This is a genomic window from Alteromonas sp. M12, from assembly GCF_037478005.1.
Classification (GTDB): domain Bacteria; phylum Pseudomonadota; class Gammaproteobacteria; order Enterobacterales; family Alteromonadaceae; genus Aliiglaciecola; species Aliiglaciecola lipolytica_A.
This window is the reverse complement of sequence record NZ_CP144164.1, coordinates 4,325,282-4,337,634: the sequence shown is the minus strand read 5'-3', so window position 1 is coordinate 4,337,634 and position 12,353 is coordinate 4,325,282. Positions and strand designations below refer to the sequence as shown.

General features: G+C 40.8%; 9 protein-coding genes. 3 read left to right on the top strand and 6 right to left on the bottom strand.

What is annotated here, in order from left to right:
* Positions 1 to 75: 75 nt before the first annotated feature.
* Complete coding sequence (locus VUI23_RS18645; protein WP_216049099.1) at positions 76 to 1,002, bottom strand: phospholipase A; 927 nt, start codon at positions 1,000 to 1,002, stop codon at positions 76 to 78.
* Positions 1,003 to 1,237: 235 nt separating this feature from the next.
* Here VUI23_RS18645 and VUI23_RS18640 point away from each other — a divergent pair, with 235 nt between their 5' ends.
* Positions 1,238 to 2,266: an endonuclease/exonuclease/phosphatase family protein gene (locus VUI23_RS18640; RefSeq protein WP_342805379.1), complete on the top strand. Its 1,029-nt coding sequence runs from the start codon at positions 1,238 to 1,240 to the stop codon at positions 2,264 to 2,266.
* Between the two features lie 122 nt (positions 2,267 to 2,388).
* Here VUI23_RS18640 and VUI23_RS18635 read toward each other — a convergent pair whose 3' ends face one another.
* A complete protein-coding gene (locus VUI23_RS18635) occupies positions 2,389 to 2,823 on the bottom strand; it encodes a hemerythrin domain-containing protein (protein ID WP_342805377.1) in 435 nt (144 codons plus the stop codon).
* Positions 2,824 to 3,072: 249 nt separating this feature from the next.
* Between VUI23_RS18635 and VUI23_RS18630 the strand changes: the two genes are divergently transcribed.
* Entirely contained in the window at positions 3,073 to 3,483 is a 411-nt protein-coding gene (locus VUI23_RS18630) for a DUF2177 family protein (RefSeq protein ID WP_342805375.1), read from the top strand.
* 61 nt (positions 3,484 to 3,544) lie between these two features.
* Here the strand turns inward: VUI23_RS18630 and VUI23_RS18625 are convergent, their stop codons facing one another.
* Together VUI23_RS18625 and proB are read right to left on the bottom strand one after the other, a co-directional pair.
* Positions 3,545 to 4,792 (bottom strand): glutamate-5-semialdehyde dehydrogenase, encoded by a 1,248-nt coding sequence (locus tag VUI23_RS18625; RefSeq protein WP_342805373.1) that lies wholly within the window; start codon positions 4,790 to 4,792, stop codon positions 3,545 to 3,547.
* The gene (proB, locus tag VUI23_RS18620) at positions 4,789 to 5,892 is read right to left on the bottom strand and encodes a glutamate 5-kinase (protein WP_216049094.1); all 1,104 of its coding nucleotides are present in this window, start codon (positions 5,890 to 5,892) and stop codon (positions 4,789 to 4,791) included. The genes VUI23_RS18625 and proB overlap by 4 nt, the downstream gene beginning before the upstream one ends.
* Before the next feature lie 327 nt (positions 5,893 to 6,219).
* On the opposite strand from proB, the gene VUI23_RS18615 reads away from it, so the two are divergent.
* Positions 6,220 to 6,696, top strand: coding sequence for a MarR family transcriptional regulator (locus VUI23_RS18615; protein WP_216049093.1), 477 nt, complete (start codon positions 6,220 to 6,222; stop codon positions 6,694 to 6,696).
* A 153-nt stretch (positions 6,697 to 6,849) separates the two neighbouring features.
* Here the strand turns inward: VUI23_RS18615 and VUI23_RS18610 are convergent, their stop codons facing one another.
* Together VUI23_RS18610 and VUI23_RS18605 are read right to left on the bottom strand one after the other, a co-directional pair.
* Positions 6,850 to 10,596 (bottom strand): translocation/assembly module TamB domain-containing protein, encoded by a 3,747-nt coding sequence (locus VUI23_RS18610; RefSeq protein WP_342805371.1) that lies wholly within the window; start codon positions 10,594 to 10,596, stop codon positions 6,850 to 6,852.
* A complete protein-coding gene (locus VUI23_RS18605; RefSeq protein WP_342805369.1) occupies positions 10,593 to 12,341 on the bottom strand; it encodes an autotransporter assembly complex family protein in 1,749 nt (582 codons plus the stop codon). Before VUI23_RS18605 ends, VUI23_RS18610 begins: the two co-directional genes overlap by 4 nt.
* Between the last annotated feature and the right edge of the window lie 12 nt (positions 12,342 to 12,353).

The window sequence follows — 12,353 nt, the reverse complement described above, 5'->3', positions numbered from 1 at the left end:
TTAAAAATTATAGTCCTATGTGTTTAAAGGTTAAATGGGCGCAATAAATACAGGCGCTTTCGCATTTTTTACACATTACAAATATTTGAGTTGAATTCCTATACCGTAACGTTGTTGGTGACGGTTGTAGTCAATCAAAGAGTCACCATAACCGTTAAAATATTGGAATACGACATCGTACCTTTTGTTTAAAGGATAGGTGATATTCAATTCTATGCTGCCTTTATTATCTGATTTTAAATTATTTCTGACTAAAGTGAGAAAATTGAAGTTGCCGACCTTTTTTCCATATCCGATCTCAAAATGCCCGAGATAATCGGTAATGTCTGGGTTGTCATCCCCTTCTGGGCTATTTACTGTTTCTTTTTCATCTTCTGGGATCCGATACCAGGCTTTAAGGTAATACACTGAGTCTTTGTCACTAAACAATGCAGACGCATATAAACGGTTCCAGCTCCTAGATTTTAACCCGCTTTGGCCATTGGAATTATGATTTAAGCCCAAGTGAACTTGATCAAATTTTATGCCTAGGAATCGATAATGGGTTTTCCAAAAATAGAATATTTCCGGTTCATAATTAGTTTCACGAAATGGTTTTGATGCCTCATCGTTATACACCTGCCAAAAAGATGTCACACTGAAACCGGCGTATATCCCAGATAAGTTGTCATCGTTAATGTGAATTGGCAGCTTCACACTGATTTGATATTTTGCTTCTAGATTATCGACGTTTTCTGAATCCAGCTCAGTTACGCCAATAGTGTTAGGATCTTTTACGTAAGTAACTGGCAAAATATAATTGGTTTTATATTGGGTTATTGCAAAGGGAATTTTTAATGCTAAGTCATCTGAGGCGTCGCGTTTTTCCGTTAAGGTTTCTTCAACCTTACTTGATTCTTCTTCCAGATCTGAATCGGTAATTACTTGCGCCACGGCAAATTGGCTAACAGTTAAACTTATCAGACTGACAAGAATCACTATCCTTTGTTTTAAACGTTCCATGGGGTTGCTGCTCGATGAAGATAAAGTAAACAGATCTTTTCATTAATTACTGATTTTTAAAAGCACAAAAGGCAACTTTTCTTTAAATATTCAGAATTCGTTAAACCAGTATTTTCGTTTTATGACAATGCTTAGTTGTTTAGCTTACTGCGGGGCTGAGAGGTTGCGGACATTAAATAGTAAATTGTTTATAATCTAATCTCCGTTTTTTATTCACAATAAGAAAAACACGATTATGCCAATCATATTCACCGTTTTGCTGATGTTCATCCCTTTAACTGCCATATCAGCTGAAAACACAATTGTTACTGCAAACTTATCAACTAATCGTTCTGTCGACTTCAAACCTGATGCTGCAGCGCAGGGGGGAAGTCATAAAGGGAGTATCAACGTGCTATCTTGGAATGTGTCAGGAGATGCGTTTGTGAAGTCTCCTGAGGTACTAAAAGCACTTGTCGCTAGAGGCAAGTCGAATATTTTATTATTAGACGAAGTTTCCCCTTTAACCAATAAATCGCACTTATATAACGCTTTACCTAAAGATAGTTTGGCACAAAACACGGATTGGCATATCAATTTTGGCAGCAGTGGGGGACGGCAACGAAATGTTGTGATTAGCCGTTTTCCTCACGAAGTCTTGCCGGAATTCTCAAACATAATCCCCTATCCAAAGTCTGAAAAAAAGCGCATACACCAGCGTATGATTAATGCAGGTGATGTGAAGTACGCCAATACCTTAGATGACGGAATAGCAGTTAACGGAGTGATATTACTCGAGGGTGGAAATAGATTGTTGGTGGTTTCTGCTGATTTAGAATGTTGTGGTAGTGACCCGAGCAGTTGGGCTGAAGATAAAAGAAGAATTGAGGCAAGGGAAATACGCCGATTAATTGGAAAAGTAATTGAACGCACCCATGTGGATGGAATAATTTTAGCGGGAGATTTCAATCTGGTTAGTACAGTAATGCCTTTGCTAATACTTTCAGGGCCTTACTCTAAACCTCATTTTGGTTTGATCGCCGCAGAGTTGAAGCATTTGGATGGAAAACAAACTTGGACTTGGGATGGTCGAGGTACAAAGTTTCCCTCTAGAGTGATGGATTTAGTAATTTATAGTCCGAATAGACTTCAGTTGGTCGGCGGTTACATATTTGATCCCGATGACATTACCGCAACGGAGAAAAAAAGTATGGGGATTCAATCGCTTACTTTTTCTAAGCTATCTGAACATCTACCAGTGATAACTCACTTTGAATGGCGATAACATTTACTAACGCATCTAAACAATAAAAAAAACCACCGCCTCCAGTAGTGTTGAAGACAGTGGCTTGCTCTAGAACTTAATCAGAGCAGCAGGACCCTAAGTAGGGGAGAGGAACTAAATCGTTAATGAGGTTTTTGCATTTCCACCTGATATTTATCTGCCAGTTGGTCTTTTTGATTGGCTGACAATACCTTTCCAGCTTGCTGGAAAAATTCGTGTTCTTCTTCTTCCAAGTGATGCTCAACTAAGTGTTTAAGTTTTTTCATAGTAGCTAACCAGCCTGGTGAACTCATCTCAGTTTCGTCTAGCTTTTCAATTAGCTCATCAATTTCGTGATGCTCTGCAATTGCGTGTCTCGATTGTTCAATGGTTTGGTCAGACTTCATCAGTGGCGAATAAAAATAACGTTCTTCAGCAATTGCGTGATCTACTAGTGCTTGTTTAAGTTCGCCATAGAACTCACGACGGCTCTGTGTGTCACCAGAGGTTTCTACAAGTATTTTCATCAGTAGACGTTGTTTTTCATGGTCTCTACGAATAGCTTCAAAAATTTCCATTGGATTCTCCCTAAAGAATGTAATTTCGTTTAATTTGCGGTTCTGTGTTAGCTATTGCGAACTTGATGCCATAACGTCAAGTTTTATATAAGTTTTTGATTTTAAATGATTAAAGTATTGTTTTTGGCGTGTGGAATTAAACTGAATATGAGGTGATACGGAAATTATTACAGGACAAATGTATCTTTTTCAGACTTGCGGGGTATAAAGAGTTGATGTTCAAATACAGCAAATAGCAGGGAGTAAAATATGAAATCGTTTTTGATTGCTTATTTAGGGGTGGCAGTTTGCTATCTGATTTTAGACGGTATATGGCTAGGACTCATTGCTAAAAATACGTATCTGGAGGCGATGCAAGGTATGTTGCGGGAGTCTTACCCGTTAATGCCTTGGATAACATTTTATCTATTGTATTGCGCTGCGGCTGTGTATTTAGTGGTTCTAAAGAACCAACATGCGCAGTGGTGGCAAGTATTCCTCGATGGTGCTGTGTTAGGGGCTGCGGCTTATGGCGCTTATAACCTCACTAATTACGCAATATTAGAAGGATGGCCTTTGGGAATCACGCTAAAAGATTGGGCTTGGGGAACCTTTGTAACTGCGGCTAGCTGTTTATCAGGATGGTTACTACTTTCTCAGTTTAGTCAGGACGCGCCTTGAGTCAAAAAAATGCGAAAGCTGACGGGCAGCTTTCGCATTGTATTGGCTATCTAAGACTTTTTTAAGCCCGAATTTGACCGTTGCCGTTAACTAAGTACTTTTCGGTGGTTAAAGACTCTAAGCCCATAGGTCCGTATGCATGCAATTTAGTTGTTGCTATACCAATCTCAGCGCCTAAGCCCAATTGACTGCCATCTGAAAACCGTGAAGAGGCGTTTACCATAACCACTGAGGCATCTACGCTGCGTTGGAAACGTTTTGCTGATACTTCGTTTTGTGTACAAATAACTTCAGTGTGATTACTGCCAAATCTTGCAATGTGATCCATAGCATCATCCATGCTATCCACTGTTTTTATCGCAATTTCCAAATCTAAATACTCTTCTCCAAAGTCCTCATCTTGAATTACGTTACAGCGGGCTATGTGTTCAGCAGAACGTTCACAGGCATTAATTGTAACTGAGTGGCGAATCAGCACATCGCTAACGATGGGTAATATCTGTTCAGCAATGTCTTTATGAACAACCAAACCTTCAATTGCGTTACACACACCAGTACGTTGTGTTTTACCATTGATCAACAACTGAATAGCGGTTTCAAAGTCGGCGTCAGCATCAAAATACAAATGACAGACACCTTTGAAATGCTGAATGACTGGTATTTTACTGTTTTCAGTTACGTAATTTATCAGGCCTTCACCACCGCGAGGGATAACAACATCAATAAACTCACGCTGTTCTAGTAGTTCCTGCATCAATTTACGATCAGGATTAGGTACAACCGTAATGAGTTCTGCTGGTAAATCATGCTCAACCAGTACGTTTTGTAGAATTTCGGAAATCGCTTTGCTTGAGGCTAGAGCTTCCTTACCGCCGCGTAAAATAACCGCATTGCCAGATTTGAAGCACAAGGCTCCTGCATCGGCTGTTACATTCGGTCTGGCTTCGTAAATCATGCATACAACACCCAAAGGCACGCGCATTTTACTAATTTCTAAACCATTGGGACGTTGGCCCAATTCACGTTGGATACCCACAGGGTCAGCAAGATTAACGATGGTTTCGATACCCACCGCCATATCTTCTACTCGCTGAGTATTCAAAGTGAGTCGGTCCATCATGGCATCAGATAACTGGGCCTGCTTGGCATTATCCAAATCCACTTGATTTGCTTTCAATATGTGTTGCTCACCATTTCTAAGTGCTTTTGCCATGTCTCGTAATACACGGTCTTTCTTCTCGGTATCCAATACCGCTAGTTTTCTGGCTGCCTTTGCAGCCTGTAGAGATAGGTCTCTAATTAAACTCATTGTTTCTCCAATAGTGCTATATTTTTGTCTGATATAATCGGACCCGTCTGGCGCTGAAATTCGTTGGCGAAATCCTGGTCCGTTTGTTCAGCAATAAATGTCAAAAGACAACTGCTGTAGTTTGACCGAGCTTTTGCTAACCTTGTACCGTCGCCTTTGCGTACAAGAACGGTATCACCAACTGAAAAGCTACCTTTAATTTCGATGATTTCATCACTGGTTAGAGCATCATCATCGTCCAATGAAGTAATGTCGACGTCGTTCCCAACCACTACCACACCTTGCTCTTTGGATGTGTGTTTCATCCAATGCTCATGTTCTTTCATTGGTGTTTCGTGTGGCTGAAAATGAGTTCCTGGATTTTTACCTTCTAACAGCATGTTGAAGGTGATTTCGGTAAACCCGTTAACAATAAAAGTATCGATGCCGTGAGAAACTGCTTTTTCTGCCGCTTCGATTTTAGTGCGCATTCCGCCTGTGCCTGTTGCACTAGTCGTCCCACCAGCCATTTTGTAAATGTCTTCGTCAATCTTTGAAACCCAAGATAAGAGTTTTGCATCGTCATGAGTATGAGGGTTTTTGTCATAAAGACCGTCGATATCAGAACAGATGATGAGAGAATCAGCATCGGCTGCACCTGCAACCATGGCAGCAAGGTTATCGTTGTCACCTACGCGCAAATTGTCGGTTGTCACAGTGTCATTCTCGTTGATGATAGGAATGATGCCGTTTTGCAATAATGAAAAAATTGTTTCACGTATGCTCACGTAGCGTTCCCTATCTCGTAGGTCGCCGTGAGTTAGTAATATCTGTGCTGAAGGAAAGTCAAATAAACGGTCCCAAGTGGCCATCATTTCAGTTTGTCCTGCGGCAGCCATAGCTTTTTTGATGGCGATACTTTCTGTTTCACCTTGGAATAGGTGACGGCCAGCCGCTACTGAACCAGACGAAACCAATACTACTTCGATTCCTTTAGCGCGACATTTAACAATAAATTGTGCGATTCCCAATAAAAAGTGTGAGCTACACCCCTGATTTTTAGGTGCAATAAGTGCGCTTCCTACTTTAATTACGATTCGTTTCCAATTAAACGTATTCATTTTTCCTGCTTTTTAACTATTAATAATTTGATTTGAGCTAATTAATTGTATTGAATTAATTAGTGTACGAACGATATTATGCCTTTTTTTGCTCAAATAAGCAACGACGGGGGCTCTGAGCGAGTTGTTATAGATGTTAATATAAAGATCTGTCTGGATAGCTATTTACCCTAATCAACCCTATGTGAATATGTATGCATTTAATGTGAATAACTAATCATTGTGAATAATATAATTAATTGTAAATTATTATATTAAAACGCTTTTTTATTGCGCTATTTCCTTTATTTGGTAGAGTTCAATGCAAATTAATAGGTAGTTACCACTATGAAAAAATACGAATCGCTTTTGGTTTCTTTGCGTAAGGTCATCCGCGCGATTGACTTGTACTCAAAAAAATTAAGTAAAGAAACAGGCTTAACTTCGCCGCAACTTATTGTCTTACAGCATATTTCGTTTAGCGATGGCGTGATGGTGAAGGATATTGCTAACAGCATAAATTTAAGCTCTGCTACTGTAACCAGTATTCTTGATCGTTTAGAGAGTAGGGGCTTTGTGATCCGTGAAAGGTCTTCTATTGATAAGCGTAAGGTAGAAATTCACCTTACCGAAGAGGGAAAAGACGCAATTAAAGAGTCTCCAACCTTGTTGCAGCAGCATTTTATTGCACGATTTGAAGCCATGGAAGAATGGGAACAATCGCAAATGCTGGCGACAATGGAGAGAATGGCTATGATGATGAATGCTGAAGATATTGATGCAGCGCCACTATTGCAAGTGGGCGGAATTCAAGCTCCTGAGTAGTTTAAAAGAGCACTTTTTACAGTGCGGCCAGTCTCTAAATTGTTTAGTGTTCTAATTGATTTTTGTGGCTCTATTTTAACCACCACACTTGATGACCCATACCCAGCTAGATTAGAACAATCGTATGCCCGTTATCAAAATCTCAGGTTGTCATTATTCGTCATCAGAAATTGATTTCCCTCCTACGCTAAATTGATAATAAACATCCAAAGCTTGCTCTATTCCGCTTGTTGCTTCTAAAAACAATTTAGGTAATATCTGATAACGCAAGGCTACCTCAGTTGAAGAGTCAAACACATTTACGCCATAACGTAACTGCACTCCCGGTGCTATATTTCCTGATAATGAAATTTGCGTACCATCGTCGTCACTGTTGGCGCCTAAGGCTAAATCCTCGATACCTAATTTGCGGCCTAATTGGTCGACCTTATTTTCGCTTCCTTTAAGTCCTTGGCTTAGCAGTGCTGCAGCGAGAACTTGATCATTGGACGTTTGACTTTCGCTAGACATGCTTTTACCCAATAGTAAGTATGATAACGCCTCACTTTGGATCATCGTAGGAGTCGAGAATACCTCGACTGATGGTTGCTCCGCAGCACCTGATACTCGGACACCGGCAATAACATCGTCTTCGGTTTTGCTTTCGTCACGAATAGCTTCTATATCTAAGCGCGGATTGTCCAATGGACCTGAAAATAAAATATTACCTTTTTGAATGACTAAATCTTGACCGAAGGCCTTATAAGTCCCATTAACTAAATTAAGACTGCCGTTACCAGTTAACCTCTGGTTTGACTGTTTTAGCTCTAAGGAACCGCGAAGGTCGGTCTTTAAGCCGAATGCTTCCAGTTTTACATCGTCAGTTTTTTTCGGATCAATGTTGACGTTAAAAACCATATTTAGGTCACGAGTTACGGTTTTTTCCTCAACAGGTTGATTGACTATAATGGTATCGTCAGAGGGTGATTGCGCATTGGCCGGTAAGTCTTTAACTTTAATGCGGGCATAAAAGACATCTGTACTGCCGGACACATTGATTGCCTCTTTCGTCATTTCTACCTGTAAGTTGGGAGAAAAGCGGGTTCTGACTAAATCGCGATACTCCAATTCAAATGTATCTCCTTTAAGGCTGAAATCACCGATTAACTCTTCCGTCCAATCTAATGTCCCAGCACTGCTACCTTTGCCATTACCAAACATAAAGTCACCTTTGAGTTTGGCACTCTGGCCGGCAAATTCCATATCTTGGTTCCAGTCTGAAACCCGCCCAGGTATTTCTTCTCCAGCAAAGTTGAAGTTTTTGAGTTGTAATTTGCCGTCTAGAAGTGGGGTTTTTAAATCGCCAGATAGTGCTAAGTTGCCATTCACAGTTCCTGATAGTTCTGTTAATTGGGGGATCAGTTCTTGATATGGCTTGGCTAAAATATCTTTTAGTTTTAACTCCCCCTGTAAGTTGCGCTTTTGTTCGAGGTCGGTGATGGTTAAATCTAAATCAATTGCGCCAGAGCTCTGTGTTTGAAAGTCAAAATGGGAAATGACTTGTTGCCCATCCACAGACATATCAAACGCGAGTTTTTGCATATCTACAGGCTTTTTTAAGCCCTTTATTTTTACAGACGTCGGTGAAAAATGTCCTGCAACTTTGGCAACAGGTAGGGAATCTGCCTGCCATTTACCTTTTGCGGTGAAAAAGAATTGAGTATCAGTGGATATGTTCTGTAACTGTGGAACAAATTGACTGACTATTTGTAATAGTTCCAGTTGATTGCCATGTATATCGAATTCTGCAATTTGGTTTTTAAAGGAGGCTTGATTAACACATAGTTCGGCCTGTTGGTCGTTCCAACAATGTGCATCTATTTGGTAGTGCTGGTTCTGCCAATCAGCTAAAAGTTGGGTGTTTTGCTGATCTAGAGAATATGCACCCCATTGGCTGCTGAAGTTACCAGTTATCCACTGGCCAACCCATTTTGTTTCTTCAAGATGACCTTCGATTGTGGAATCTATCTGAAATGCTTGGCTATCGACTTTGGTAATCAGTTTATGTTGCTTTGCGTCACCGGCTAGTTCGAATTGAATCGTATTGATAGGTTCTTGATTAATCACCAGCTGTTCAAGGTTGGTGCGAACATCAAAGCGTTTATTTTCATCCCAATTTACACTTCCTTTTGAGCTTAAGCTGTGCAATGAAATTGTTTGATAGTTAACTTGCGATGCTGTTAATTCATATTCAACTTTCGGTTCAGTTAAAGTACCTGAAATATTGGCGCTTAGTCCTGTGCTTCCGTCCAAATCCGGATACAGTTGAGTTAACTCTTTGCCAATAAAGTCTAATTTTGCTGCAAGAGTATTTTGATTGTCGAGTTTTCCTTTGAAGGTGAGCGTGTTTTCACCATTGGCCAAACTTAAACTCGGAATGTCTAACCCCGAGTTTTTATCATAGGAAGCGTTACCAGCTGCTTTGAGCGGATAACCTAACCAATTCCCATCGGCACTCAGCTTGTCTATTTTGGCTTGCAATACGTCTGAACCGTACACGCCACTATGCATAAGGCTTGCGTTAATACTGCCCTCTAAATCCGACCAGAATAACCCAGGTTGAATCTGTTCAACTAGAGCTTTACCTTGCCAGCGGGCTACATCGGTTAACACAACTACGCCGGAGGTGTGAATATTTCCCCCAAGAGTATTGATTTGAGCCTTAGTCAGTTGAATTTTTTGGTTGTTACCACTTGCTGCAACCTGCACCTGACTGGTGGGAATTCCGGTAGCAGATAGGCTAGTTTGCAAATCGAGCTGATAGTTCTCCATATCGCCCACTAAACTAAGATTTCCTGACGAAATATGTATCGGTTGTTCTGCAGGCAAGGTCACTGGTTGCCAGTTTATTTTAAGATTTATTGGTAGCTTAGGTGAGTCTAATGTAGCGCTTCCTTGTGCTGTAGCATTAATGTCCCCAGTTATTTGGGTGTCGAATTCTAAGGCTTTTAAATCACCATTGGCGTTAGCCTGGAGCACTAGTTGATTCTGGTTGTTGTCGGTGGTTTGCGCCTTACTAGAAAGGGCCAACAGATAATCTTTGCTTAGCGCTAAATCGACTTGCACATTGACCAATTCATGTTCCAATTCGAACTGTTCAATAGTAAGACTGCTGTCCTCAATAATTACTCCGGTTGATAAACGGTTGAATGCAAAAATTTCCTCATCTACTTGCATAATACGGGCATTGCGAATAACTATCTTTTTGCCATTAATATCAATGGGAATCATCAATGGTGGTAACTCAACGGGTTGATATTGCCAGTTAGAGATTTGCCCAATATTAATCGTGGGTTGTTGATCTGTAGCAGCTTGCTCAGGCGGTTCATTATTGGCTAAAACGATCTTTGGCTGGCGTATTTCCAATGATTCTATATTCAATACCTTGTGCATGTTTAGGTTGGCCAATAACGACTGCCAGGATATTTTGGCGACGTTTTCAATCTCTACTGAGAGACTATTGAGTTGGATATTCGGTGCAATTACAGCCACGGGTAAGCTGATTTTTTGCAAGGTTTCTTGTGTCTCAGTTGGCTCAGACTCGCCCACAGTAATTGTGGTTTTGCCTAAGTAAAGTTCGCTCAAGCAGACTTGCATTAATAAGCTACATGACCAATCAATATTGGTTTTTAAATTGCTGGCATCAATATCTATAGTGCTAGATTGGAATTTGATTTTTTGAAACTCAAGCGTCCCTAGTAAACCACCTGATTTGTGCCTAATGTTCAGGCCATCAACGGAACTGTTGGCGATGGCTATGACGCTTGAGGTTCCCCATGGCGTGAATAAAAAGCCGATTAGACAAATTAAAATGATTAGTATGTATGCGGTCCATTTCCCCGTGCGCTTTAACCACATCATATAGAAGGCCCCATCGCTAAATGAAAACGTACTGAATTACCGTAATCACCATGTCCACTGGCAAGATAAAAGCGAATTGGACCTACCGGAGACATCCAACTTGCGCCGACACCTAGACTGTAGGCTAATTTTTCTAAAGGCTTGTTGCTTGCGCCCCCCACATCCGTGAATATTGCCGCTCGCCATTCATCTGAAACCGGGTAGCTGTATTCGATACTTGCCACATTCAAGTATTTTGCTCCAAGTAGCTCACCATCTTCACCATCATCATCGATTTGCCTAGGCGCAAGTGATTGATAGGCGAATCCTCTGACACTTTGGTCGCCACCGGTAAAATAGCGTAAATCTGATGGTACTTGGTCAAAGTCATTGGTTGATAGAGCGCCGACTTCGGCACGCATTAAGAACCGATGTTCCCCAATACTTCGTAACCACTTGGTTTGAAATGTCACTCTGGCCAAGTTGATATCTGAAACAACAGCGTCGCTTGCTGTTTCAATAGTTACCAACTGCAAATCTCCCCAATTCACATCTAAACCGCCTCTACTGCGATGACGGGATAGGGTGAAACCTGGAATTAATAGCGTGGTAGTTTGCAAAGGTGTTTCTGCTTGTTGGAAGCGAGATTGCTCTAAACGGACGAACGCAATTTTATTCCACTCATTATCTTCACCAGTCCAATGTCGCTGTAAAGCCAGTGAAATCGTGTCACTGTTAGTATCATTATCATATAGCGACTTCACACCAAGTTGGGCTGATACATAGTTATTTAACGGATCTTCAATGGGAATTTTATATTTCACACTAGCCGTTTGTTTGGGCTCAGAAACATATATATTTGCGCTCATACTGTGCCCATCGCTATTTACCCATGGTCGCTGCCAACCCAATGTAACCCTAGGACCTGTATCCGTAGCGCCGCCTACTCCTACATTAAAAATATCTCTGGGACGACTTACTGCGACAACTTCAATTGGAATCTGATGTTGCTCAGCTTCGCCCAATAATGGACGGGCAACAACTTGCTGAAAATACTCAGTTTGCCCCAAGCTTTGGTTAAATTCGCCTAGCTTAGACGCGAGATAGGGGTCACCCTCTTTAAATGGGAGAACTTGCATAATAAGTTCAGAGGCTCTTTGATCCTCAGGTATCTTTAATTTACCAAATTGATAACGTGGACCTGTCTGGTATTCGAGACGGATTTGCGCGCTGTTTTGTTCTACATCCACCTTTATTTCACTAATAATAAATTTACTATCAAAAAAGCCTCGGTTTAATGCAACGGAATCGAATCTAGACTTGGCAGATTTATATTTACCATGAATTAATGGCTCCCCTTTTTTGATTGGAAACTTATTGATAATACTTTTGAATCCTTCGTCTTCTTTACCATCACCAGTAACTATGACATCTAGTTGAGTAATTTTTACTTGTGGACCTGTTTTAAGTTTTAACTTGAGTGAGCTACATTTCTCGCTGGAATTGTAAGCAATCGAATCGATGGAGAGATTGTAATAGCCAAATGCGCGGCCAGCTTCAGTGACTTTGTTTTCAATGGTTATTTGCTCATCTACAGATAAATTGCAATCCGCTGGAGCTGAGAGCGTGCTTAGGTGTGCCGCAATATTGGTTTCCAAATCGCTATCATCTACGCCCTCTAAAGACACATCAATAGCAACAGCTTGGCGACAAGCCAAAACAAGCAAGAAGCTTAAAAACCAAGCATTTTTTAATTTCTTAAACACTAAATAAATAAC